A 26,015-nucleotide genomic window follows, 5' to 3' on the forward strand; every position below is an offset into this window, starting at 1 on the left:
TAATTAGCCCTTTCTTATTCATCGCGGAGTGTTAATGAGCGATTTGCAGCCCTTCCCCCCGACGCGCAAGCGCCCTATGAAGCTGAATACGCTGGTTACGCTGATGGTGTGCGCGATTATCGGCTCAGTGCTGCTGGTGGTCTTCGCGCTGTACTCTGTGCAGATCACCCGCGCCACGCGCGATGACGTGAAAGATACCGCGCTGGGTATCGCCCGGACGCTGGCCGACAGCCCGGAGATCAAGCGTGGCCTGATGGAATCGCCGCAGGCTGGCATCATCCAGCCGATTGCCGAGGCGGTGACGAAGCGCAACGACCTGCTGTTTACCGTGGTCACCGACCTGCGTGGGATCCGCTATTCCCATCCAAACGAAGCGCTGTTAGGTTTGCATTTTATTGGCGACGATCTGACGCCCGCCCTGGAAGGGAAAGAGAATGTCTCCGTTAACCGCGGCGCGCTCGCGGAAGCGCTGCGCGTCTTTACGCCAGTGTATGACGACCAGCACGACCAGATCGGCGTGGTGGTGGTGGGTATTTCGCTGAATAAAGTTGAAGATCAGATTGCCCGCGGGCGGCTCAACGCCGTGTGGACCATCTTATTCAGCGTTCTGATGAGCTCAGTGGCGATATGGGGTCTGGTCCGGGTTCTGAAACGTATCCTCTTTGGGCTGGAGCCTTACGAAATCTCAGCTCTCTTTGAGCAGCGCCAGGCCATGTTGCAGTCCCTGCGCGAAGGCGTGATGGCCGTGGATATGCACGGGCGCGTGACGATGATTAACCACACCGCCAGAGAAATATTACTCCTGACCTCAGGCCAGCACTCCGAAAGCAGCAGTGAACCGCTGCTGGCCAGCCTGCGCGAAGTATCCAGGACCGGCATTGCCCGCCAGGATCAGGAGATCGGCTGTAACGGGCGGCTGCTGCTGTGCAACATGGTCCCCGTGAAAAGCCAGAATCAGGTGATCGGGGCGATCAGCACGTTCCGCGATAAGACCGAAATCAGCCAGTTAATGCAGCGTATTGATGGCATGGTCAGCTACGTTGATGCCCTGCGCTCCCATACGCATGAGTTTATGAACAAGCTGCACGTGATCCTCGGCCTGCTGCACATGAAGCGCTACGATAAGCTGGAGGAGTACATCATCCAGACCGCGCAGAATTATCAGACGGATATCGGCGCAATACAGCGCAAAGTTAAATCGCCGGTCATTGCGGGCTTCCTGCTGGGTAAAATTAACCGCGCTAAAGAGGCCGGAGTGACCCTGACGCTGGCGGAGGAGAGTCAGCTTCCCGACACCGCCAATGAAGAGCAGGTTGCGGTGCTGATCACCGTGCTGGGCAATTTAATCGAAAATGCCCTGGATGCGATGGAAGGCCAGCCGGAAGGCGAGATTGGCCTGCTGCTGCACTATCAGAACGGCTGGCTGAGCGGTGAGGTCAGCGATGACGGTCCCGGCATTGATCCCGAGCGGCTGGAGGCTATTTTTACAAAGGGCTACTCAACAAAAGGTGAAAACCGCGGCGTTGGGCTGTTCCTTGCGCGTCAGCAGATCCAGAATCTGGGCGGAGATATTACCGTCGAGTCGGAGCCTGGCGTATTTACCCAATTTTTTGTTCAGATCCCCTGGGATAGCGAGAGGAATATCGCGTGATAAATGTGTTAATTGTCGATGATGACGCCATGGTAGCCGACCTCAACCGTCTGTATGTTAACCGCGTTGAGGGTTTTAGCTGCTGCGGCGTCGCTTCCACGCTCAACCAGGCCGAGGCGTTGATCGCCAACCCAGGCCAGCCGATCGATCTGGTGCTGCTGGATGTCTATATGCAGCAGGATAACGGGCTGGATCTGCTGCCCATCATCCGCGCTTCGGGCCGCCCGATTGACGTCATCATGATCTCGTCGGCCTCCGACGCCGCAACGATCCAGACCTCAATGCACTATGGCGTGGTGGATTACCTGATTAAACCGTTCCAGTTCCCGCGTTTTGAAGAGGCGCTGAACGGCTGGAAGGCAAAGCGCAGCCTGATGGGATCGCATCAGTATTATGAACAGGCCGACGTCGACAGGCTGATCCACGGCGGCGCGCCGGAGCTGGCCGACAGCAAAAAATTACCGAAAGGCCTGACGCCGCAGACGCTGCGCACCATTTGCCAGTGGATCGACAGCCATCCGGAGATAGAGTTTTCCACCGACGATCTGGCGAATGCGGTCAACATTTCCCGCGTCTCCTGCCGCAAATACCTGATCTGGCTGGCGCAAATTAATATCCTGTTCACCAGCATCCACTACGGCGCTACCGGCCGGCCGGTATATCGCTACCGTTTGCAGCCGGAACAGGTCGGCCTACTCAAACAGTACTGCCAGTAATTCGGTAGCTGTCGTCCAGAAGGGTAAAACGGAAGTGGTGCATCGAGGAGATCACCACTTCTTTTGTTTTGGTGACAAAGATGGCTTCAATATCGGGGCGCGAACGCAGCGCGGCGCAGCCCTTTTCCACGCCCATGCCGTAGATCAGCGTGGTCCAGATATCGCCGTCGAGGGAGTCTGGCGAAATAATCGTCACGCTGTCCAGTTCGTTATCCAGCGGGTAGCCGGTGCGTGGGTCAAGTATGTGGTGATAACGTTTGCCGTTCAGCTCGAAGTAGCGCTCATAGGTGCCTGACGTCACCACCGACCGGTTTTCGACCGTCATTGCGCCAATCAGCGCGTCACCGGCGAACGGTTTTTTCAGGCCGACGCGCCAGCCGCCCTCCGGCGAGCCTAACGTCTGGACGTTGCCGCCAAGGTTGATCAGCCCAAGTTCAACGCCCTCTTTATGCAGGTAATCCCGCACCCTGTCGGCGATATAGCCTTTAGCAATGGCCCCCAGATCGATCTCCATTCCCTGGCGAGTAAGGAACACGCTGCTGTTGGCTTCATCCAGCACCACGTCCGCAGGATGCGTGATGCCCAGCAAGGCGGCGATCTCGTCCGCGGGCGGTACCACGTCCCCCTTAAAGCCAATTTTCCAGCGCTTCACCAGCGGGCCGATCGCCAGGTTAAAGGCGCTGTCTTTAAGCAGGCTAGCCGCTTTCGCGCAGCGGATCAGCTCGAACACCGGGCGACTGACGGCAACCGGATGCTGACCGGCCGCATGGTTGATGTCCATTACCTGGGAGTGCGCTCGGTTAACGGTGAGCAAATCTTCGTACCGTTTGATCAGGCGAAACACGCGAGAGGCAAGCGCTTCGTCATGGGAAAAGAGTTTCAGGAGGATGGGCGATCCCATCAGAACGGCGGAGTAGCTGTAAACGCGATGGCTATCAGGCATTTCATGAGTCCTCAGATGTAGCCCCGGCAGGCACCGCGCCGCCGGGGAAACAGGAGCCTTACCGTGTTTTCGAACGCATAGCCGCCTGATGTCCTGCAAGCGTACCAAAAATAATGATATCTGCCACCGCGTTACCGCCGATGCGGTTACCGCCATGGATGCCCCCGACAACCTCACCCGCAGCAAACGCTCCCGGCAATACGTTGTGGTTGCTGTCCAGCACGCAGGTTTCTGTGTTAATGGTCACGCCGCCCATGGTGTGGTGAACGCCCGGTGCAATCTGAATGGCGTAGAACGGCCCTTCGTTGATTGGCGCACGCAGCGCGGTGGTGCGACCGAAATCATCGTCGTGCTGTTTCTCCACAAAGCCGTTGTAGCGTTCCAGCGTTGCCAGGAACTGATGGTGATCCATCCCCAGCGCTTCCGCCAGGGCTTTTGGCGAGCTGGCGCTGGTAACAAACCCTTTCGCGATGTACTCATCCGCGGCTTTGTTTTTGGCGCGAACATGCTCGTCAAAGACGATATAAGCGTATTTCTCCGGCAGCGCGATGATTGACGCCGAGACTTTATCGCGGGTCTCCATTTCGTTAAAGAATCGGTTCCCCTGTTGATTGACCAGAATCGCCCCGCCGCCGCGGATGGATTCGGAAATCAGATACGACGTTTTCTGCTCAACGGTTGGGTGGATCTGAATTTCGCCCATATCCACGGTGCCCGCACCGATACGCTCCAGCAGCGCGATACCGCCTCCGGTCGCCCCTTTGTGGTTGGTGGTAACGAACCCTGCCAGATCCGGACGGTATTTCACCACCATCTGGCTGTTGGCGCTGAAGCCGCCCGTTGCCACAATCACGCTTTTGGTTGCCACGGTGAGGGTTTCGTTCTCTTCGGTGGTCAGACGCACGCCGGTCACTTCGCCATTTTCGAAAATGATGTCGCTCACGGAGGTATCCAGCATCACCTCGATGTTGCGCTTGTTGACGTTACGCACCAGGCCGCTGATCAGATACCCGCCCACTGCGGAACCGTCTTTCGGACGGTGCGTACGGTCGATGCTCATCCCGCCGGTGGTGGTAATGTCGTTCAGCATAATGCCGCGCGTGGCCAGCCATTCGATAGCCTGCGGCGCGTTCTCGACAAAGCGACGCAGCAGTTCAGGGTCGTTCTTGTTGCCACCGCCTTTCAGACTTTCCTGGTAGAACAGCTCTTTGCTGTCCTGAATACCTTTCACGCGCTGGAAGCGGGTCTCCGCCGCGTTCATCCCGGCCGAGGCTTTAATGGTGTTCCCGCCGATGGTGGGCATTTTCTCGACGATCAGCACGCTCGCGCCTTCGTCATGCGCCTGAATCGCCGCCGCCAGACCGGCGCCGCCGCTGCCGACCACCACCACATCCACGCTTTTAGTCTCATTCGGGTCAGCGCCCTCTTCTGCCGCCAGCGCTTTGCTGGATTTCAGAATCGCCTTCGAGACCGCTTTTTTCACCGCCTCGCTCTGGCTGGTCGCGCCCGTAATCGCGTCCACGTGCGGGGTGTTGGCATCCAGAATACGGGTACGGATCTCTTCGAAGCTGGTGACAAACTCGACGTCTTCACTCGGGCCGGAGGCCAGTTCGATATCGGCGATGCGGTCGGTTTCGAGGCTGACGTTAATCACCAGCTCGTTAGCATCGTCCTGCACTTTTTCAATAAAGGTGCCCGGTTTGAATTTCGATTCGCCCATGCTCATGTCGCGGATCATCGCTTCCACCAGCGAGAAGCGCCACAGCGGTTCCGGGATGCTCAGTTCTTCGCGTCGGGTGCTGTCCATAAACAGCTCCAGGCTTTCGCCCGCCGCGATGCGATCGGTCCAGTCCGGATAGGCGATGGTGGCGCGGCCAACGGCAATCAGGTCGTAACCGTGATCCAGCGCTTCATTCACATCCGTGGCATTTACCACGCCGCCAACGCCCATCACCGGTACCTGCGCCAGCGTGTCAGAGCGCATGGCGCAGTATTTTTCGATAAGTGGCGTCGGGTCCTGAGTATCGACGATAGAAGGACGCAGGGCGGCGCCAACGGAGAAGTGGAGATAATCTACCCCGCGCGCGGCCAGTTTTTCCAGCAGATACAGGGTGTCTTCGAAGCGAATGCCCGGGACTTCAAGCTCTTCCGGAGAGAAACGGTAGCCAATGATAAACGCGTCGTCCGCGTACTGGCGCACCATCTTGTGGGTAATGTCCAGCACCGCCAGCGGGAATTTCGCGCGGTTTTCGCGGCTGCCGCCCCACTCGTCGTCGCGCTGGTTAGAGTTCGGGGAGAAGAACTGCTGGATCAGATAGGTATTCGCCCCGTGGATTTCGACGCCGTCGAACCCGGCCTGAATTGCGCGGCGCACGGCTTCGCCGAACTTGCCGATCATGCCTTCTACCTCTTCCGCGGTCAGGGCAACCGGCGTGGCGGCACCGTCACGCGGCGCGGCAACGGCGCTTGGGCCAACCGGCGTGCGGCCCCCAATCAGTTTTGGGTCGACCATGCGGCCGCCGTGGTAGATTTGCAGCAGGGCTTTGGAGCCTTTTGACTTAATGGCGTCAGCGATTTTTGCCAGCCCGGCGATTTTCTCGTCGTTATCAATACCAATTGCGCCCGGGAACGCCAGGCCGAGATCGTCAACAAAACAGCACTCAACGATGATGGTGCCGATGCTGCCCGCGCGGGCGCGGTAGTACTCCACCAGCTCGCTGGTCACGGTGCCATCGTAATAACCGGTACAGGTTGTCATCGGGGCCATTAACAAACGGTTTTTCAGTTCAGTACCATTCGGTAATGTGAAGGGGCTTAAAATACGTTCGTTAGTGCTCATAATAGAAACTCCAAACTTTAAAAATTAAGAATTCGTTATCGGGATGATTTTTTATTTCGTGTTTTTTGCCGATGTCATGATAGTAATATAAAGCTTTTTTTAGTTTCTAAAGTCATTACGTTAGTTAATAAACTATTTAATCCCTTCGATAACATTAATAACACATTGGTGTTAGCAGGAATGTTTCACTCGTTCACAAGAATTTAAAAAAAGTTAAATTATAAAAGGTCAAACCAATACACCAAATCTAGCAAAAAACCCTATAAAACAACGATAAACAAAAACACCAGAATTTAAATGTTATAGTTTTGATACATAAAATGCGTAAAATTAGCGAATAACCACACTACTCAGAGTGGTTATTATAAAAAATATAAAAATAGCCATTCAGTTCCGTTTTTTTGATCGCGATCAATAGTTATGGCATTCAAAAGAGCAATATAAAAACATCATCATTTTTTATTTAGCGCAAACCAAAATGCGTTAAATCGCTATTAGTGAAAACACAAATCCGCACCTTAAATAACTAAAAAAAGCAAAAAGGATATTTCAATCGAATTTGTGTTTTCGCCGGGCGACGAATTTTTGACAACTTAAGACGTGAAACTATGAATACAAAAACTGCTGTAACGCCTCCTGCGGCGAATCTGGCATCAAATGGAACAGCAAAACGACTGCTGATGATGGCTTTGCCCGTCATTGTTGCCGTCCTGCTGTTGTTTGTCCCCGTTCCGGAAGGGCTGCCGCCTTATGCGTGGCACTACTTCGCCATCTTTGTCGGCGTCATCGTCGGCTTAATTTTCGAACCGCTGCCGGGCGCCGTGATCGGTCTTACCGGCGTCGTGGCGATTGCGCTGTGCAGCCAGTGGGTACTCTTTAGCCCGGAACAGCTGGCTGACCCAAAATTCAAGCTGGCGGGCGCCTCCTTTAAATGGGCGGTCAGCGGGTTTGGTAACTCCACCGTCTGGCTGATTTTCGGTGCCTTTATGTTCGCCGCAGGCTACGACAAAACCCGCTTCGGCCGCCGTCTGGCGCTGATTCTGGTGAAGTACCTGGGCCGTCGCAGCCTGACGCTCGGTTACGCCATTACGTTTGCGGACCTGCTGCTGGCCCCGTTCACTCCGTCCAACACCGCGCGCAGCGGCGGGACCATCTACCCGATCATCGCCAACCTGCCGCCGCTGTACGGTTCAAAACCCAATGACCCAAGCGCGCGCAAAATCGGTTCGTATCTGATGTGGGTAGCCATCACCGCGGCCTGTATCACCAGCTCGATGTTCCTTTCCGCTTTGGCACCTAACCTGCTGGCGCTGGCGCTGGTAAAAAGCACGGTCGGAATTGATATCTCCTGGGGGACCTGGTTCCTCGCCTTCCTGCCGCTGGGCATCCTGCTGATCCTGACCATGCCGCTGCTGGCCTACTGGTTCTACCCGCCGGAAGTAAAAGTGAATAACGAAGTACCGCTGTGGGCGACCCGTGAACTGGAAAAACTGGGCAAACTGTCGCGCAATGAGATCCTGCTGCTGGTGTTCGTGTGCTGTGCGCTGCTGATGTGGATCTTCGCCGCGGCGTGGATTGAACCGGCCATGGCTGCCCTGCTGATCGTTGGCCTGATGCTGTGGACCGGCGTGCTGGAGTGGAACGATATCACCGGTAACAAAGCCGCGTGGAATACCTTCGTCTGGTTCGCCACCCTGGTGGCGCTGGCGGATGGCCTCTCCTCCACCGGTTTTATCAGCTGGCTGGGTAAAGAAGGCGGCCTGCTGATGAGCGGTATTTCTCCGGGTGTCGCCACCATCGTGCTGCTGCTGGCGTTCTACCTGCTGCACTACCTGTTCGCCAGCACCACCGCGCACACCACGGCGCTGCTGCCTGCGATGCTGACCATCGCCTCCACCATTCCGGGCATGAATATGGAAGTGTTCGTTCTGCTGATGGTGACCTCGCTGGGCGTGATGGGGATCATTACCCCCTACGGTACGGGTCCAAGCCCGATTTACTACGGTAGCGGCTACCTGCCAACCAAAGACTACTGGCGCCTCGGCACCATCTTCGGCGCCATCTGCCTGGCAGCTCTGCTGCTGATTGGCTACCCGTGGATGTCCATGATGTTCTGATTCCTGACCGCCGGGCTAACCCTCCGGCGGTTTTATTTTTGTGGAGCAATACGCTATGTCAAACAAACCGTTTATCTACCAAAACCCCTTCCCTCTTGCGCACGATGACACCGAATACTATCTGCTGACCAAAGAGCACGTTTCCGTTGCCGAGTTCGACGGTCAGGAAGTCCTGAAAGTCGAGCCAGAGGCGTTGACCCTGCTGGCACAGCAGGCCTTCCACGACGCGGCATTTATGCTGCGCACCTCTCACCAGAAGCAGGTTGCGGCTATTCTGAGCGACCCGGAAGCCAGCGAGAACGATAAGTACGTTGCCCTGCAATTCCTGCGCAACTCCGAAATTGCGGCGAAAGGCGTGCTGCCCACCTGTCAGGATACCGGTACGGCAATCATTATGGGTAAGAAAGGCCAGCGCGTCTGGACCGGCGGCGGTGACGAAGCGGCGCTGAGTCAGGGCGTGTATAACACCTATATTGAAGACAACCTGCGCTACTCGCAGAATGCGGCGCTGGATATGTATAAAGAGGTGAACACCGGCACCAACCTGCCCGCGCAGATCGACCTCTACAGCGTTGATGGTGACGAGTATAAATTCCTGTGCATGGCGAAAGGCGGCGGTTCCGCCAATAAAACTTATCTGTATCAGGAAACCAAAGCGCTGATCACCCCGGCGAAGCTGAAAAATTATCTGGTTGAGAAGATGCGAACTCTGGGTACCGCGGCCTGCCCGCCTTACCATATCGCCTTCGTTATCGGCGGCACCTCAGCGGAAGCCACGCTGAAAACCGTCAAGCTCGCCTCTGCGCGCTACTACGATGGCCTGCCAACCGAAGGCAATGCGCACGGCCAGGCGTTCCGCGACGTCCAGCTTGAGCAGGAACTGCTTCAGGAAGCGCAAAACCTCGGCCTTGGCGCGCAGTTCGGCGGGAAATACTTCGCGCACGATATTCGCGTGATCCGTCTGCCGCGCCACGGCGCCTCCTGCCCGATCGGCATGGGGGTCTCCTGCTCCGCTGACCGCAACATCAAGGCGAAGATTAACCGCGAGGGGATCTGGATTGAGAAGCTGGAGCACAATCCGGGCCAGTACATTCCTGAATCCCTGCGCCAGCAGGGAGAAGGCGACGTGGTAAGCATTGATCTGAACAAGCCGATGCCCGACATTCTGGCGCAGCTTTCCTCGCACCCGGTATCCACCCGCCTGTCGCTGAGCGGCACCATCATCGTGGCGCGCGATATCGCCCACGCGAAGCTGAAAGAGCTGCTCGACAACGGGGAAGAACTGCCGCAGTACGTTAAAGATCACCCGATTTACTACGCAGGCCCGGCGAAAACGCCAGAAGGTTACGCGTCTGGCTCCTTAGGCCCAACCACCGCCGGGCGTATGGACTCCTACGTAGACTTACTGCAATCCCACGGTGCGAGCATGATCATGCTGGCCAAAGGTAACCGCAGCCAGCAGGTCACCGACGCCTGCCATAAGCACGGCGGCTTTTACCTCGGCAGCATCGGCGGCCCGGCGGCGGTGCTGGCGCAAAACAGCATCAAGAGCCTGGAGTGCGTGGCGTATCCTGAACTGGGAATGGAAGCCATCTGGAAAATTGAAGTAGAAAACTTCCCGGCGTTTATCCTGGTGGATGACAAAGGCAACGACTTCTTCCAGCAGATCCAGAATAAACAGTGCAAAGGGTGCTCACAGCGCTGAACGTTTCCATAACGCCGGAAGCAGCGACAGCGTATCGTTGATCAACCCGCGCTTGTCGCTGCCCGGCTTCCAGATAGTGACCATCGTCTGGCTTATCCCCTGGCTGCCCACTTCGGTGGGCAGCCTTTTTACATTTTTCCACTGCGTTGCCTGAAGATGGGTCGGCAAAAACCCCCAGCCGCAGCCCTGTTCCAGCAGGCCGCGCAGCATCTCCAGTTCGTTAGTGAAAAGCGTGTGCCCTGAAATTTGCAGGCGACGGGCAACCGGCTCGTCTGACGCGGGATGCATAATCACCTGTGGAATCAGAGAGAGATCGAGCAGCGACACCGGCGACGCAACCTCCGCAAAAAGCGCCGTTGCGGCGTAAAAATCCATTTCGATCGCCCCCAGCGCCCGCCACTCCATCTCATTGCCCACGCTGCGGTTGCGCGCCTGGCAGATCCCCAGATCGGCCTGACCGTTTGCCAGCATCGCTTCCGCCTCATCGCGCGATGCGCTGGTCAGGCTCAGGCGGATCTTTTTCGTCGCCAGCGTGGCAATCAGCGCCTGTAAAAAAGCTCTGGGGGTGAACGGATCGTAAGCGAGGGCAATGTCCTGCGTCGCGCTGTCCGGTACCGATCTGGCAAACGCCTCAAACGCTTTGACCTGGCGCATCAGCAGGTGCGCCTGCCGCTGAAGCTGCTCCCCCTCCGGCGTCAGGCGCAGGCTGCGCCCCTCCCGCAGGAACAGAGCATAGCCCAGCCCATCCTCAAGGAAATCGATCAGATCCCGCAGGGTAGTACGATCTTTGCCGAGTTTACTGGCCGCCTTCATCAGGCTGCCGTGTTCAGCGACGGCAGTGAACGCCTCAAGCTGGGCAAAGGAATAGATCAGTGATGCCACGCCATTCTCCACGCAATTTTTACGGGGGATTTTCCCCCATAACGCGTTTTTTATTATAGGCCGCAGGTTCTTAAACTGAAGTCCTTCCTGAGCCAAACGAGATAAATATGAAAATCAAAACAAACCGCACGCTGCTCGCGGCGCTGGTTGTCAGCAGCCTGCTCTCGCCCGCTGTTATGGCGGCCTGCAACGGTACCGACCTCACCACCTGTCCGGCGCCTTTCGACGCCAGACTCCCGGACGCACATACCATGCTCACCTGGAGCCAGGCCGATCGCGTGGTGGGCTTTCGCAATGACTACCGCAACTACGCGGGGGACGTGTTCCGCCACGGCAACGCTACGCCGCTGCTGCCCGCAGAAAAACCGCTCACCGATGCCCGCTATCAGGTGAAGGGTAAGAGTTACACTCTTCAGGATTACCTGAAACGCCAGAACGTCAGCGGCATGCTGGTGCTGAAAAATGGCAAAGTGGCCTATAAATATCTGGGTGAAGGCAATACCGACTCCACGCTCTGGACGTCGCGTTCCGTGGGCAAATCGGTGGTCTCCGCGCTGGTGGGTGTCGCAATTAAAGAAGGGAAAATCCACTCCCTGGACGACCTGGTCACCCAATACGAACCGGATTTAAAAGGCACCGCCTGGGACGGCGTGACGCTGAAACAGCTCATCACCCATACCTCCGGCGTGGCGTGGAACGAAGACTACACCAACCCAAAATCAGACTTCGCCCGGCTTACCGAATGCGAAGCGAAGCCGGGCACCTACAACTGCGTGCGCACCATGGTGAAGGGGTTACACCGTGAACACCCGGCGGGCGAAAACTGGTCCTATTCCTCGGGTGGCGCCTGGCTGTTAGGCGATGTGCTTGAGCGCGCCACCGGCATGACGCTCGCGGCGTATCTGGAGAAGACCATCTGGCAGCCGTACGGCATGGCGAGCGACGGCGTGTGGCATGCCTACAGCAAAGGCCAGCACGACGTGGGTGCGCATGGGTTCAACGCCACGCTGGAAGACTGGGGGCGTTTCGGGGAGTTTATCCTGCATAACGGTACGCTGCCGGACGGGAAGCAGATCCTCCCCGAGGGCTGGGTGAAACAGTCCTCAGCCTGGACACAGGCCAAAGGATCGGTGTCCGACGCGCATCCGAAGGGGTTATACGGCTACCAGTGGTGGAACAACGAAGTACCAGCCACCGCCACACACGTGGAGCCGAAAGTCGAAAATTCGCTGAAGGATTCCCTGTGGGCGCTGGGTATTTTTGGTCAGATGATCATGGTTAATCAGAAAGAAAATCTGGTTATCGTCCAGTGGTCCACCTGGCCGCAGGCAGAGCCGTCATTCAGCGCCCAGCCGCTGGAAGCGTCGCTGATGTTTAGCGCGATTGCGAACGCGCTGCGCTGATAATCCCAAGCCAGGCCCCGCCTGGCTTCTCACCTGCGCGATGTCACAAAACCGATATATCAGCAACTTAGCGAAATCGAGTAAATAAAAGATCACCGAAATGTTAAGTTATTGTTGAATATGTAAATACTGGTCAACGCTTTGTCATTAATGCACCACACGCATCAGTCCATGCGCTATTTGCGCTTATTAATTTCCACTTCCTGATCCAGTTTTCAGAAACAGACGAGCATAACGTCACTATAAAACTGGAGATAATCATGGTTTCCTCAACCTCACCTGCAACGCTTCGTGCCAAAGCGGGCGCGATTTTCCGCGTCACGTCGGGCAACTTTCTTGAGCAATTCGACTTCTTTCTGTTCGGCTTTTATGCCACCTACATCGCCCATACTTTTTTTCCGGCAAGCAGTGAATTTGCGTCCCTGATGATGACCTTCGCCGTCTTTGGCGCGGGCTTCCTGATGCGTCCGATCGGGGCCATTGTGCTGGGGGCTTACATTGATAAAGTGGGTCGCCGTAAAGGACTGATCGTCACCCTGTCAATTATGGCCGCCGGAACCTTCCTGATCGTGCTGATCCCTTCTTATCAGAGCATTGGCCTGTGGGCGCCGCTGCTGGTGCTGACCGGCCGCCTGTTGCAGGGTTTTTCGGCAGGCGCCGAGCTGGGCGGGGTTTCGGTTTATCTGGCGGAGATCGCCACGCCGGGCCGCAAGGGTTTCTACACCAGCTGGCAGTCGGGTAGCCAGCAGGTCGCCATTATGATCGCGGCGGCGATGGGCTTCGCCCTGAATGTGGTGCTGGAAGAGAGTGCCATTCGCGAATGGGGGTGGCGTATTCCGTTCCTGTTTGGCTGTCTGATTGTGCCGTTTATCTTTTTCCTGCGCCGCAAGCTCGAAGAGACCGAGGAATTCAGCGCCCGTCGCCACCATCTGGCAATGCGTCAGGTCTTCACAACGCTGCTCGCCAACTGGCCGGTAGTCGTCGCGGGCATGCTGATGGTGGCGATGACCACCACCGCGTTTTACCTGATTACCGTTTACGCGCCGACCTTCGGTAAAAAAGTCCTGATGCTTAGCGCGTCGGACAGTCTTCTGGTCACGCTGCTGGTGGCGGTGTCCAACTTCATCTGGCTGCCGGTGGGCGGCGCGCTGTCGGATCGCTTCGGGCGTAAACCGGTGCTGATCGCCATGACGCTGCTGGCGCTGGCGACCAGCTATCCGGCACTGACGATGCTGGCCGCAGCCCCGAGCTTCTCAATGATGCTGACCGTGCTGCTGTGGCTCTCTTTCCTCTACGGCCTGTATAACGGCGCGATGATCCCGGCCCTGACGGAGATCATGCCAGCAGAGGTGCGCGTGGCGGGCTTCTCACTGGCTTACAGCCTGGCAACGGCGGTCTTTGGCGGTTTCACGCCGGTGATTTCGACTGCCTTAATTGAGTACACCGGCGACAAAGCCTCTCCGGGCTACTGGATGAGCTTTGCCGCCGTTTGCGCCCTGCTGGCAACGCTTTATCTCTATCGTCGTCGCACGTTAATCCTGCAAACTGCCGTTAAGGAGTGATCCCTCATGCTTACATTCAGAACGGTGATTGCCGCCCTGACCTTCGCCACCCTCAGCGCGGGCGCGCTTGCGCAGGATGTGACGGTGATGATTTCTGGCGGCTTCAAAGCGGCGCTGGAGAAGCTGACGCCGCAGTACGAAGCGCAAAGCGGTGACAGGCTCATTGTGATCTCCGGCCCGTCGATGGGCAAAACGCCGCAGGCCATTCCGGCCCGGCTCGCCCGGGGCGAAAAAGCGGACGTGGTGATTATGGTGGGCGATGCGCTGGCGAAACTGGAACAGGATCGCAGGACGGCGGCGGGCTCTCGCGTGGAGCTGGCGGATTCGCCCGTCGGGATGGTTGTCAAAGCGGGCGCGCCGGTGCCGGATATCAGTACGGTGCCTGCCCTGCGGCAAACGCTGCTGAAGGCGCATTCCATAGCTTATTCCGACAGCGCCAGCGGCCGGTATGTAGAGAGCCAGCTGTTCCGTAAGCTGGGCATCGACGGCCAGGTCCACGATAAAGCGCACCGGGTTGAGCGCATCCCGGTGGCGTCTGAAGTGGCAAAAGGGAAATACGATCTCGGCTTTCAGCAGGTGAGCGAGCTTCTGCCGGTCCCGGGGGTGACGTTTGTCGGTAAGTTGCCTGACGACATGCAGTACATTACCCGTTTCGCCGGAGCCGTAACGCAGAAGGCTGACCATCCCGAACAGGGAAAAGCGCTGCTGGCCTTTCTCTCTTCGCCACAGGCCGCCAGCGTCATTACGGCAACGGGCTTAACGCCCGTCAGTGCACCTCGCGATACTGCTCGGTAATCAGCGTTTCGAGTTCGGCAGCAATATAGGACTGGATCCGCCCGCGGCGGCGGATCAGCCCCACGGTTCGCCTGACCTCAGGCTCGGTTAAAGGTACCGACGTCAGCAGCGAATGCTCTGCGCGGGGCATTGACATGGCGGGAACGGCCGCAATGCCGATCCCGGCTTCAACCATCCCCAGCATGGTCGTCACGTGCCGCGTTTCGCAGATGCTGGGGCGCTCAGGCCGAATATGCCCGACCCGCTGGTCGAGAAGATTGCGGTTGCCGGAGGTCTTATCCAGACCGATATAATCCTGCTGATAAAAAGCCTGCCACGTCAGGCTTTTTCTTTTTGCAAGCGGGCTGTCGCGCCGGCAGGCAGCCACGTAGACATCCTCCACCAGCGGGACAAACTCGATGTCGGGCTGCAAACTCCGGGCAAAGCAGATACCAAAATCCGCCTGTCCGCGGGTGACGGCCTCGATAACATTTCCGGCGCTGCTGTCGATCAGTTTTATGCGCACGCGGGGGTAACGGGACTGAAAGCGGCGGATAACATCCGGCATAAAGTAACAGGCGGCGGACGGCACCGTCGCCACGGTGATTAGCCCCGTACGCTCCTCGCTGGCCTTATCGATATCCGAAAGCATGGACTCCACATCAGCAAGCAGCTGTCCGCATCGGTCGGCAAAGGTCTGTCCATACAGGGTCAGCGTGACGCGCCGGGTGGTTCTGTCGAACAGTTTTGTCCCCAGTGCCGCCTCCAGCTTTTCAATTCTGCGACTCAACGCCGACTGGGAAAGGCAGATAGACTCCGCCGCAAGACGGAAATTGCCATATTCCAGTAAAGCGCGGAAGGCATAGAGATCGTTGAGGTCAAAATTGACGGGCATACTGACGGGATCCTTAAGCACAGTAGGGTAAGAAGAGATTTATCATAGTCGCGCACGACATACTTCACAAAATGAAGGGGATACCCCTAAAGCGCTATCAACCTGACGGCACATAGTGATAGTTTATGCGGGCTGGATTCCTCTTAAACAGGCTGCCAGTCTGCATGCAGCCGAAGAGGAGTGTCATACTGCTTAACAGAGTATGTTGGCATGCTAACAGCCCCTGACCTTTCCATTTTGTTCACGTGCGAGTAACGAGCAAAGCGATGATTAAGTGGCCCTGGAAAACGAACGACGCTGGTCGAAATATGGCGCTGCCCTGGGATGAGGCTCTGGCGATCCCCGTGCTGGCGAATCTCTTGCCTGAAGAGCAATCAAAGCTGATTCAGCTGGCCGAGCGTTTTTTACAGCAAAAACGGCTGGTACCGCTACAGGGCTTCGAACTGGATCCGCTTAAAAATTCCCGCATCGCCCTGCTCTTCTGCTTGCCGGTGCTGGAGCTGGGTATCGAATGGCTGGATGGCTTCCACGAAGTGCTGATCTACCCGGCGCCGTTTATCGTCGATGATGAGTGGGAGGATGACATCGGGCTGGTGCACAACCAGCGTATGGTGCAGTCCGGGCAAAGCTGGCAGCAAGGGCCAATCATCCTCAACTGGCTGGATATTCAGGACTCGTTCGATGCCTCGGGCTTCAACCTGATCATTCACGAAGTGGCGCATAAGCTGGATACCCGCAACGGCGATCGCGCCAGCGGCGTGCCGCTGATCCCGCTGCGTGAAGTCGCGGGATGGGAGCACGACCTGCACGCGGCGATGGAAAACATTCAGGATGAGATAGACCTGGTGGGTGAAAGCGCGGCCAGCATTGATGCCTATGCCGCGACCGATCCCGCCGAGTGTTTTGCGGTACTGTCCGAGTATTTCTTTAGCGCACCTGAGCTTTTCGCTCCGCGCTTCCCGGCGCTGTGGCAGCGTTTTTGCCAGTTTTATCAGCAGGATCCGCTTCAGCGTCTGCGGCAAAGTGAGGACGCAGCCAGCACATCCTCTCATCCGTTCCACTAATGTTCAGCAGAGGTACGATCGGTCGATCGTACCCACACGCTCACCGCGAGAAACAGCAGCGCCATTCCCCATGCGGCAGTAATCAAAAACTGCTCACCGTAAAAGCGCGTCACCACGGGTACCAGCAGCGCGCTGGCCCCGTACCCCAGCGTATGGCTGGTGGCGATCACCCCTGCGCCTTTGCCCGTCGTCAGCCGATCGTTGAGCAAAAGCTGGTATCCCGGCGTTGCCATGGCGGCCCCCAGCGAAGTGATGACAATTCCCACGTAGAACAGGGCTAAACTGGCGAGACACATCAGCCCAAGACCCGCCACCATCAAGACCGCGGCAATTAAGAGTAAAACTCTCGGGGTAAAATGCTGCGGGCGTACCACCAGAAACTGCGCCGCCAGGGTCGCCAGCGCGGCCAGACTCAGCAGCAGCGCGACATGATGGCTGATTTGCACGGCATCGCCATTAAATAACGGGTGAAGATGCGGCGATAAACCAAGCTGCATCAGGCTGACCAGCGCCGCCAGCAGCAGTGCCAGCACCAGGAAAGGCAGCATGGAGGCCTGTAACCGCGTCGACTGGTGCGCCACCGGCGGCAGCGGGGGATCGGCGGCTTCGCGCAGCACCAGCAGCAGCGCGATAAACGGCGCCACCGCCATCAGCCAGAGCGGTGCGACCGGGCTGACGCTGAGCATCAGCGCGGCCAGGGGCGGTCCCAGCAGACGCCCGCAGCTAAGGCCAGAGCTTATCGTCGCCAGCGCCGCCATCCTTTTATCCAGCCCCGCGCGTTGAATGGCCCACGTCTGGGCCGCAGGCACCAGCCCTGATACCGTCAGGCCGTACAGCATGCGCGACAGCACCAGGCCTGCCATTCCCCAGAGAGCATTCAGCGCGCCGTTCGCCATCGCCCAGACCACCAGCGCCATCACGACAAAGCTCGCCAGATAGCCTCCCAGCGAGGCCAGCATAACGATCTTACAGCCGTGCCGCTCGCTCTGGCGTCCCCACCAGGGCGATGCGGGTAAAAAGAGCATCGAGCCGAACATCAGCAGCCCGGCCCAGACGGAGAGCGACAGTCCGGTCAGGGAGACCAGCTGCGGCAGCATAACCAGCAAACCGTTTTGCCCAATACCTAATAAACCGGCGCCCAGTGCCAGGGGCCAGTTAGCTTTAGGGGTCACAACGTCAGTGAGATTCTCAGTACGGGTGCGCATAAAATTGTGAAGATAATGTCAATAAATGTGTGGAAATTATGAAGTTTATGAAAACAAATATTGCAAAAATAGTTGCCACTGTAAACAGAATGAATATCATAACGAGAATTATTATCAGTCATGGAATGAGGTACAACTATGCGTACTCTGCCCCGCTCCGCCGGTACAGATGTTGCGGCCCAGTGTTTTTTGAACGCGCTGCTGCGCGAAACGAAGGACTGGCATTATCTTCCCGCAACCCGTGCGGATGAGTTATCACAGATTCATATCCCGCTCTCCCCAACCCAGGCCATTCGGGTTCCGGTACGCTATTTCTCCCCCACGCAGCATCACCAGTATCGTTTTCCGGCAACGCTGATTCAGGCCGACAGCGACGGCGGTGACACGGTCACATTTCATCAACTGATTGATTTCATTCTTCAAAAAGAGACGATAAAAGGCGATCTGGATGCCGATACGCTGGCTCGCTTTAAGCAGCGCGTCCTGGAAAGCCATACGCACACCTGGCAGGCCATTGATTTACGCCACAACTGGGCAAACCTGCGCGATAAGCCGCTGACGTTTGCCGAAGCGGAACAGGCGCTGCTGGTCGGCCATGCTTTTCATCCTGCCCCAAAGTCGCACGAGCCGTTCAACGAGGCCGAGGCGCGTCGCTATCTGCCGGATTTCGCCTCCCGCTTCCCGCTGCGCTGGTTTGCGGTTGAGCATGAGCTGATTACCGGCGACAGCCTGAATGTCTCCCTGCGGGAACGTCTGCTGCGCTTTGCAGCGCAGAGCGCGCCGGCCCTTCTCGGTCATTTCACCGACACCTGCTGGCTGCTGCCGATGCACCCGTGGCAGGCCGACTATCTGCTGGAGCAGGACTGGTGCCAGCGTCTGGTAGAAAAAAGCGCCCTGCGCGATCTGGGCGAAGCCGGTGCGCAATGGCTGCCCACCAGCTCTTCCCGCTCGCTGTACAGTGAAACCAACAGCGACATGATTAAGTTTTCCCTGAGCGTGCGCCTGACCAACTCCGTGCGCACGCTGTCGGTGAAAGAGGTTAAGCGCGGCATGCGCCTGGCACGGCTGGCGAAAACGGCACGCTGGCAGGAACTTCAGGCGCGCTACCCGACCATGCGCGTGATGCAGGAGGACGGCTGGGCGGGGCTGCGCGATGAGCACGGCGTCGTTCAGGAAGAGAGCCTGATGGCCCTGCGCGTCAACCTGCTGTTCGATACCCCTGAAACGCAAACCAACGTGCTGGTGAGCCTGACCCAGGCCGCGCCGGACGGCGGCGACAGCCTGCTCGCCGCGGCGGTGCGTCGTCTGAGCCAGCGTCTGGATCTCCCGCTCGCCCAGGCCGCGCGCTGCTGGCTGGACGCTTACTGCGACCGGGTATTGCTTCCGCTGTTCAGCGCCGAGGCGGACTACGGTCTGGTCCTGCTGGCGCACCAGCAAAATATCCTCGTTGAGATGCAGCAGGATTTCCCCGTTGGGCTGATCTACCGCGACTGCCAGGGCAGCGCCTGGACCGAAGGGGCCGACGCGTGGCTGAAAGAGGCAGGTGAAACCGAAGTGGAAAACCGCTTCGGTGAGAGCCAGCTGCTGCGCTACTTCCCTTATTACCTGCTGCTGAACTCTACCCTTGCCGTCACCGCCGCGCTCGCCGCTGCCGGTTTCGACAGCGAAGAGAACCTGATGTCCCGCGTGCGTGACGCGCTGGCCGAACTGCGCACCACGGCGAAGCAGACCCGCTGCCTCGATTATGTGCTCAACAGCCCGACCTGGAACTGCAAAGGCAACTTCTTCTGCTACCTGCACGATCGCAACGAAAACACCATCGTCGATCCGGCGGTGATCTATTTCGACTTTAGCAACCCGTTTTATAAGGAGAAGGCGTGATGGCAAACGCGAATATCGTCCATTCCGGCTACGGCTTTCGCTGCACGGTCACGGAACAAAACCTGCCGCTGACGCTGGGTCTCGACGGCAGCGCGGTCCTTGAGCGGCTGACCGGGCTCCCGGACGGCTGGCTGGTGGACGCCCTCGACCAGCTGTTTGTTGCCGCGCCCGCCCTGACCGGCATTACCCTGCCGTGGGCAGCCTGGCAGGATGAACCTCAGGCGCAGGCGCTGTTTAGCCTCGTTCACGGGGATTATCTGGCGCGTGAAAACTTCTGGCAGCTGCCGCTGTGGCTGAAAGGCGAACGTCCGCAGGCGAGCGGCGGAATGCAGTTTGACGAAAGCCGTCAGCTGTACTTCCCGCTGCGCCCTCACCGCCCGCAGAGCGAGGTGTACCGCCGTTACGATCCGCAGATTAAGCGCACCCTGAGCTTCCGCGTGGCGGACGTGGCGTTGGACGGCGAGCGTTTTACCCGCTGGATGAACAACCCGCGCGTAAATGCCTTCTGGGAGATGGCCGGTCCGCAGGCCGAGCAGGAGAACTACCTGCGTCGCCAGCTCGACTCGACTTATTGTTACCCGGTGATCGGCTGCTTTGACGATCAGCCGTTCGGCTATTTTGAACTCTACTGGGCGGCAGAAGACCGCATTGGCCGCCACTACCGCTGGCAGCCGTTTGACCGCGGGCTGCACATGCTGGTGGGTGAAGAAAACTGGCGCGGGGCGCAATACATCCGCAGCTGGCTGCGCGGCCTGAGCCACTATCTGTATCTCGATGAACCGCGCACCACGCGCATTGTCGCCGAGCCGCGCTTCGACAACCAGCGTCTGTTCCGCCATCTGGCGTCCGCCGGTTTCGACACGGTGAAAGAGTTCGACTTCCCGCACAAACGCTCCCGTCTGATCATGAGCGAGCGTCATCACTTCTTCCACGAGGTGGAACTGTGAACGCACTCTGGCAGAAAGTGAACCGCGAGATGGTGGCGAAGATCCTCGCCGAACTGGAATATGAACGCACCCTGCGCGCCGAGCCGGTTTCGGCGGACAACTGGCGCATCAGTATGGGCAACGCGTGCTGGCAGTTTCGCGCCACGCGTGGGATATGGGGCTGGCTGCATATTGACCCTGATACCCTGACCACCACCAGCGGCGCGGCGGTCGAAGCGGAAAACGCGCTGCTGCAACTGGCCACCGTGCTGGAGATGAGCGACGCGCAAACGGCGGAGCACATGGAAGATCTCTACGCCACGCTGCGGGGTGACATGCAGCTGTTGCAGGCGCGTGAAACGCTGGATGCCGATGCGCTGATCCACCTCGACCCGGACGAACTACAGTGCCTGATGCGCGGTCACCCGAAGTTTATTTTCAACAAGGGACGCCGCGGCTGGGGGCTGGATGCCCTGCGCCTGTACGCGCCGGAATATCGCGGGCGTTTCCGCCTGCACTGGGTCGCCGTGCAGCGCGAGCGTCTGGTCTGGAGCAGCGACGCCGATTGCGATATTAACGCCCTGCTCTCCAGCGCCATGGACGATGCCGAGCGCGAGCGGTTCGACGCCCGCTGGCAGGAGCTGGATCTGGACGACAGCTGGCTGCCGGTGCCGCTGCACCCGTGGCAGTGGCAGCAAAAAATTGCCATTCATTTCCTGGCGCAGCTCGCGCGCGGTGAGATGGTAGAGCTGGGTGAGTTCGGCGATGAGTATCTGGCGCAGCAGTCCCTGCGCACGCTGACCAACGCCAGCCGTTGCGCGCCGTATGACATCAAGCTGCCGCTGACTATCTACAACACCTCCTGCTATCGCGGTATTCCGGGCAAGTATATCGCCGCCGGTCCGCTGGCCTCGCGCTGGCTACAGCAGCAGTTCGCCAGCGATGCCACGCTGATTCACTCCGGGGCGCAGGTGCTTGGCGAACCCGCAGCCGGATATCTGTCGCATCCGGGTTATGCCGCATTGCCTGAGGCGCCGTACCGCTATCAGGAGATGCTGGGGGTGATCTGGCGCGAGAACCCATCCTGCTATTTACAGGATGGCGAACAGGCGGTGCTGATGGCGGCGCTGATGGAAACCGATAACCAGGGGCGCCCGCTGATTGACGCGTGGATCAAACGCTCGGGGTTAACCGCTGACGCATGGCTGGAAAAGCTGTTTGAGGCGACGGTGATCCCCTTCTATCACCTGCTCTGTCGCTACGGGGTGGCGCTCATCGCCCACGGCCAGAACGTCACGCTGGTGATGAAAGATTACGTTCCGCAGCGCATTTTGCTGAAGGATTTCCAGGGCGACATGCGCCTGGTGGATGAAGATTTCCCGCAGATGCAGAGCCTGCCGGAGCAGGTAAAAGCGGTGACGGCGCGCCTCAGCGCGGATTACATCATCCACGACCTGCAAACCGGCAACTTTGTCACGGTACTGCGCTTTATATCCCGCCTCACCCTGCAATGCGGCGTGAGCGAAACCCGCTTCTATCAGATCCTGGCGCTGGTGTTACGTCGCTATATGGCCGCCCATCCGGATCTTACGGCGCGCTTCGCGAAGTTCGACCTGTTTAAGCCGCAGATTATTCGCGTGATCCTCAACCCGGTCAAACTGACCTTCTCTGAACACGACGGCGGCAGCCGCATGCTGCCGAACTACGTCTGCGATCTTGATAACCCTCTTTTTCTGGTCTCCCGGGAGTCAGCGCAATGAAAACCTATGATTTCATCGGCATTGGTATCGGTCCGTTCAACCTCAGTATTGCCGCGCTGGCAGAGGGGCTGGACGGTTTTAGCTCGCTGTTTCTTGAACGCAAGCCGCACTTCTCCTGGCACCCGGGGATGATGGTGCCGGACTGCCATATGCAGACCAGCTTCCTGAAGGATCTGGTCAGCGCCGTGGAGCCTACCAACCGCCACAGCTTTCTGAACTATCTGGTACAGCGCAAAAAGTTCTACCGTTTCCTCACCACCGAGCAGCGCACCGTGTCGCGCGAGGAGTTTGCCGACTACCTGTGCTGGGCGGCGGATAACCTCACTAACCTGGCCTTCAGCCAGCAGGTACAGCAGGTCAGCTTTGATGAGCAAAACGGCCTGTTTGAGGTCGTGACCCAGCGGGATCGCTTCCTGGCGCGCCACGTCTGCGTGGGGATTGGGAAGCAGATCAATCTCCCAGACTGCGTCACCGCGCAGGACGACACCTGCTTCCACGCCAGCGAAATGATGCTGCGCACGCCGGATTTAGCGGGCAAGCGCGTCACCGTCGTCGGCGGCGGCCAGAGCGGTGCGGATCTGTTTTTAAATATCTTCCGTGGGGAATGGGGGCAGCCGCTGAGCCTCAACTGGGTGTCGCGCCGCAACAACTACAACGCGCTGGATGAAGCCGCGTTTGCCAATGAGTATTTCACGCCGGAGTACGTGGACAGCTTCTCGACCCTTGGTGACGACGCCCGACGTCAGATGTTGCAGGAGCAGAAGATGACCTCCGACGGGATCACCACGGAGTCGCTGCTGGCCATCTATCGCGCCATGTATCACCGCTTCGAAGTGCTGCGCGAAAAACCCTGGGCGCATCTGATGCCGTCCCGCTCGGTGACGGCGCTGACGCGCCAGGAAACCGGACATCGCCTCAGCATCCAGCATCACCTGGACGGCGGGCGCGAACAGCTGGAGAGCGACGTGGTGATTTTCGCCACCGGCTACCGCGCCGTGCAGCCCGCGTTTCTCGCCCCGCTCTCTTCCCGACTGCGTCTGGATGAGAATGAAGCCTTCTGCATCAACAACGATTTCACCCTTGAATGGGACGGCCCGCAGAGCAACCGCCTGTTTGCCGTCAATGCCGGGATGCACCGTCTCGGTATTGCCGAACCCCAGCTCAGCCTGATGGCCTGGCGCGCGGCGCGAATTTTGAATCGCGCTCACGATGACGAGCCGTTTGAGCTGGCAACCACCCCCGGCGTGATCCACTGGCGGAGCACCACCAGCCCGGAGAGCAGCCAGGTTTTTAAATCATTAATGAAGACCACCGAGTACTGACACACACATTCAGGATCAACATAACAATGAAACGTTCTCATCTTTGGGTTTTAAATCCGTGCTTGCTTGCCATGCTTTCTACCTCTGCGTGGGCGGAAGAACAAAAGGAAGAAGATATTGTGGTCTCCGCCAGCCGGGCACATCGCAGCGTGGCAGAGATGGCGCAAACCACCTGGGTTATTGAGCGGGCGGAAATTGAGCAGCAGGTTCAGGGCGGGAAAGAGATTAAAGACGTGCTGGCCCAGCTGATCCCCGGCATGGACGTCAGCAGCCAGGGACGTACCAACTACGGCATGAACCTGCGCGGCCGCTCCATGATGGTGATGGTGGACGGCGTACGTCTGAACTCTTCCCGCAGCGACAGCCGCCAGCTCGACTCTATCGATCCGTTCAACATTGACCGCATCGAAGTGATCTCTGGCGCCACCTCGCTGTACGGCGGCGGCAGCACCGGCGGTCTGGTGAACATCGTCACCAAAAAAGGCCAGCCGGAGACCGAAGTGGAGTTCCAGACCGGGGCAAAAAGCGGGTTTAACAGCCATAACGACCATGATGAGAACGTATCGGCAGCCGTGAGCGGCGGCAATGACAACGCCTCTGGCCGTCTGTCGGTCTCCTATCAGCGCTACGGCGGCTGGTATGACGGCAACGGCAACGAGGTGATTATCGATAACACCCAGACCGGCTTGCAGTATTCCGACCGTATCGACGTGATGGGGACAGGCACCATCAACATCGACGATCATCAGCAGCTCCAGTTAACCACGCAGTACTACAAGAGCGAATCCGACGGCAAGCACGGCCTGTTCCTTGGGGAGAATTTCGCTGCGGTCACGGGCGATGCCAAAGCCTACAACAAAGATAACCTGAACTCTGACCGTATCCCGGGCACAGAGCGTCACCTGATCAACCTGCAATACTCGAACACCGACTTCTGGGGCCAGGATCTGGTTGCGCAGATTTACTACCGTGACGAGAGCCTGACCTACTACCCGTTCCCGACGCTGAGCAAAGGCGCGGTGACCAGCATTGGCGCTTCCCAGCAGAAAACCGATTTTTACGGCGGCAAGCTGACGCTGAACAGCAAGCCGATAGACGACCTGACCCTCACCTGGGGTGTGGATGCCGACCACGAAACGTTCGATGCCAACCAGCAGTTCTTCGACTTAAGCAAAGCGGCGGCGAGCGGCGGCATGGAGCTGGACAATGCCTACAACGTGGGCCGTTATCCGGGTTACAGCATTACCAACCTCGCGCCGTTCCTGCAAGCCAGCTATGACATTGACGCCATCACCCTCAGCGGCGGCGTGCGTTACCAGTACACCGAAAACAAGGTGGACGATTTTGTCGGCTACGCCCAGCAGCAGGCAATCGCCACGGGCAAAGCGACCTCCGCTGACGCGGTGCCGGGCGGGAAAACCGACTACAACAACTTCCTGTTTAACGCTGGGATCCTTGGACGTCTTACCGAACAGCAGCAGCTGTGGTTTAACTTCTCCCAGGGCTTCGAGATCCCGGACCTGGCGAAGTACTACGGCTCCGGCACCTATCAGCTGGTCGATGGTCACTATCGCCTGCAAAACAGCGTCAACGTGAACGACTCAACGCTGGACGGTATTAAGGTCAATGCTTACGAGCTGGGCTGGCGCTTCACCGGCGATAACCTGCGTACCCAGGTGGCGGCCTACTACTCGCTCTCGGATAAAACCATCACCATCAACAAGAGCGACATGACCATCAACCTGGAGGACGATAAACGTCGTATCTATGGGGTTGAAGGCCAGGTGGACTATTTCTTCACCGACAGCGACTGGAGCACCGGGGCGAACTTTAACGCCATCAAGTCCGAAACGCGTGAAAACGGGAAATGGGAGAAGCTGACGGTCGACAGCGCCAGCCCGTCTAAAGCCAGCGCATGGGTTAACTGGGCGCCGGGCGACTGGGCCCTGCGCGTGCAGAGCACACAAACCTTCGACGTGTCTGACGCCGACGGTAAGAAGATTGATGGCTATAACACCGTTGATTTCCTGGGCAGCTACGCCCTGCCGGTGGGCAAAGTCAGCTTCAGCGTGGAAAACCTGCTGGACAAAGACTACACCACCGCCTGGGGCCAGCGCGCACCGGGGCTGTATAGCCCAACCTACGGCGCACCGGGTCTTTATACTTATAAAGGCCGTGGACGTACGTTTGGCCTGAACTACTCCGTTCTGTTCTGATCCTGCGCGCCGCCTGCGGGCGGCGCATTTTGCTGTGCAATTTGAAAGCAAATTTGCTATTAAATCATCGGTTTGCTGAAATTCTCGGCAAACGAATAAAAACGGTGTTTTCCCCTTTGACAAGGCGCACGCAGGTCGATAATATGCGCCTCGT

18 protein-coding genes are annotated in these 26,015 nt (G+C 58.1%); 13 read left to right on the plus strand and 5 right to left on the minus strand.

From position 1 onward, the window contains the following. Nucleotides 1-34: 34 nt before the first annotated feature. The gene (locus LOC22_RS02185) at nucleotides 35-1,651 is read left to right on the plus strand and encodes a sensor histidine kinase (protein WP_032619380.1); all 1,617 of its coding nucleotides are present in this window, start codon (nucleotides 35-37) and stop codon (nucleotides 1,649-1,651) included. Then, nucleotides 1,648-2,367 (plus strand): two-component system response regulator DcuR, encoded by a 720-nt coding sequence (dcuR, locus tag LOC22_RS02190; RefSeq protein ID WP_003859556.1) that lies wholly within the window; start codon nucleotides 1,648-1,650, stop codon nucleotides 2,365-2,367. Before LOC22_RS02185 ends, dcuR begins: the two co-directional genes overlap by 4 nt. Here the strand turns inward: dcuR and LOC22_RS02195 are convergent. Further along, nucleotides 2,348-3,310: an FAD:protein FMN transferase gene (locus LOC22_RS02195; RefSeq protein ID WP_230239314.1), complete on the minus strand. Its 963-nt coding sequence runs from the start codon at nucleotides 3,308-3,310 to the stop codon at nucleotides 2,348-2,350. The two genes, dcuR and LOC22_RS02195, sit on opposite strands and share 20 nt — an antisense overlap. A 58-nt stretch (nucleotides 3,311-3,368) precedes the next feature. Further along, nucleotides 3,369-6,149 carry a flavocytochrome c gene (locus LOC22_RS02200; protein WP_230239315.1) on the minus strand — a complete coding sequence of 927 codons (2,781 nt, stop codon included), beginning with the start codon at nucleotides 6,147-6,149 and terminating at the stop codon, nucleotides 3,369-3,371. Between the two features lie 608 nt (nucleotides 6,150-6,757). On the opposite strand from LOC22_RS02200, the gene LOC22_RS02205 reads away from it, so the two are divergent. Together LOC22_RS02205 and fumA are read left to right on the plus strand one after the other, a co-directional pair. Next, entirely contained in the window at nucleotides 6,758-8,266 is a 1,509-nt protein-coding gene (locus tag LOC22_RS02205; RefSeq protein WP_230239316.1) for an anion permease, read from the plus strand. A 55-nt stretch (nucleotides 8,267-8,321) separates the two neighbouring features. Then, the gene (gene fumA, locus LOC22_RS02210) at nucleotides 8,322-9,971 is read left to right on the plus strand and encodes a class I fumarate hydratase FumA (protein ID WP_045333373.1); all 1,650 of its coding nucleotides are present in this window, start codon (nucleotides 8,322-8,324) and stop codon (nucleotides 9,969-9,971) included. On the opposite strand, the gene LOC22_RS02215 is transcribed toward fumA, so the two are convergent. Continuing rightward, nucleotides 9,960-10,865, minus strand: a complete 906-nt coding sequence (locus LOC22_RS02215; RefSeq protein ID WP_172754709.1) for a LysR family transcriptional regulator — start codon at nucleotides 10,863-10,865, stop codon at nucleotides 9,960-9,962. The two genes, fumA and LOC22_RS02215, sit on opposite strands and share 12 nt — an antisense overlap. Nucleotides 10,866-10,960: 95 nt before the next feature. Here LOC22_RS02215 and LOC22_RS02220 point away from each other — a divergent pair, with 95 nt between their 5' ends. The 3 genes from LOC22_RS02220 to LOC22_RS02230 all read left to right on the plus strand — a co-directional run bounded on the left by LOC22_RS02220 (nucleotide 10,961) and on the right by LOC22_RS02230 (nucleotide 14,613). Continuing rightward, nucleotides 10,961-12,256: a serine hydrolase domain-containing protein gene (locus tag LOC22_RS02220; RefSeq protein ID WP_172754710.1), complete on the plus strand. Its 1,296-nt coding sequence runs from the start codon at nucleotides 10,961-10,963 to the stop codon at nucleotides 12,254-12,256. A gap of 260 nt (nucleotides 12,257-12,516) precedes the next feature. Continuing rightward, nucleotides 12,517-13,818, plus strand: a complete 1,302-nt coding sequence (locus LOC22_RS02225) for an MFS transporter (RefSeq protein ID WP_017693129.1) — start codon at nucleotides 12,517-12,519, stop codon at nucleotides 13,816-13,818. A 6-nt stretch (nucleotides 13,819-13,824) separates the two neighbouring features. Continuing rightward, entirely contained in the window at nucleotides 13,825-14,613 is a 789-nt protein-coding gene (locus LOC22_RS02230; protein WP_047063120.1) for a substrate-binding domain-containing protein, read from the plus strand. On the opposite strand, the gene LOC22_RS02235 is transcribed toward LOC22_RS02230, so the two are convergent. Beyond that, complete coding sequence (locus tag LOC22_RS02235) at nucleotides 14,585-15,487, minus strand: LysR family transcriptional regulator (protein ID WP_003859540.1); 903 nt, start codon at nucleotides 15,485-15,487, stop codon at nucleotides 14,585-14,587. The two genes, LOC22_RS02230 and LOC22_RS02235, sit on opposite strands and share 29 nt — an antisense overlap. Before the next feature lie 266 nt (nucleotides 15,488-15,753). On the opposite strand from LOC22_RS02235, the gene mtfA reads away from it, so the two are divergent. Continuing rightward, nucleotides 15,754-16,551 carry a DgsA anti-repressor MtfA gene (gene mtfA / locus LOC22_RS02240; RefSeq protein ID WP_003859539.1) on the plus strand — a complete coding sequence of 266 codons (798 nt, stop codon included), beginning with the start codon at nucleotides 15,754-15,756 and terminating at the stop codon, nucleotides 16,549-16,551. Here mtfA and LOC22_RS02245 read toward each other — a convergent pair. Continuing rightward, complete coding sequence (locus tag LOC22_RS02245; protein ID WP_023294970.1) at nucleotides 16,548-17,756, minus strand: MFS transporter; 1,209 nt, start codon at nucleotides 17,754-17,756, stop codon at nucleotides 16,548-16,550. The two genes, mtfA and LOC22_RS02245, sit on opposite strands and share 4 nt — an antisense overlap. A 138-nt stretch (nucleotides 17,757-17,894) precedes the next feature. Here LOC22_RS02245 and LOC22_RS02250 point away from each other — a divergent pair, with 138 nt between their 5' ends. The 5 genes from LOC22_RS02250 to LOC22_RS02270 are packed head-to-tail and all read left to right on the plus strand — an operon-like array spanning nucleotide 17,895 to nucleotide 25,861. After that, nucleotides 17,895-19,637, plus strand: coding sequence for an IucA/IucC family protein (locus tag LOC22_RS02250; protein WP_230239317.1), 1,743 nt, complete (start codon nucleotides 17,895-17,897; stop codon nucleotides 19,635-19,637). Then, nucleotides 19,637-20,584 carry a GNAT family N-acetyltransferase gene (locus LOC22_RS02255; RefSeq protein ID WP_039270475.1) on the plus strand — a complete coding sequence of 316 codons (948 nt, stop codon included), beginning with the start codon at nucleotides 19,637-19,639 and terminating at the stop codon, nucleotides 20,582-20,584. The genes LOC22_RS02250 and LOC22_RS02255 overlap by 1 nt, the downstream gene beginning before the upstream one ends. Continuing rightward, nucleotides 20,581-22,323 carry an IucA/IucC family protein gene (iucC, locus tag LOC22_RS02260; RefSeq protein ID WP_163313612.1) on the plus strand — a complete coding sequence of 581 codons (1,743 nt, stop codon included), beginning with the start codon at nucleotides 20,581-20,583 and terminating at the stop codon, nucleotides 22,321-22,323. The genes LOC22_RS02255 and iucC overlap by 4 nt, the downstream gene beginning before the upstream one ends. Further along, complete coding sequence (locus tag LOC22_RS02265; RefSeq protein WP_017383315.1) at nucleotides 22,320-23,645, plus strand: lysine N(6)-hydroxylase/L-ornithine N(5)-oxygenase family protein; 1,326 nt, start codon at nucleotides 22,320-22,322, stop codon at nucleotides 23,643-23,645. The genes iucC and LOC22_RS02265 overlap by 4 nt, the downstream gene beginning before the upstream one ends. 26 nt (nucleotides 23,646-23,671) lie before the next feature. Continuing rightward, complete coding sequence (locus tag LOC22_RS02270) at nucleotides 23,672-25,861, plus strand: TonB-dependent siderophore receptor (RefSeq protein WP_230239318.1); 2,190 nt, start codon at nucleotides 23,672-23,674, stop codon at nucleotides 25,859-25,861. Nucleotides 25,862-26,015: the final 154 nt, after the last annotated feature.

This window comes from Enterobacter sp. AN-K1, assembly GCF_020971765.1.
In the GTDB taxonomy this organism is placed as follows: domain Bacteria; phylum Pseudomonadota; class Gammaproteobacteria; order Enterobacterales; family Enterobacteriaceae; genus Enterobacter; species Enterobacter hormaechei_C.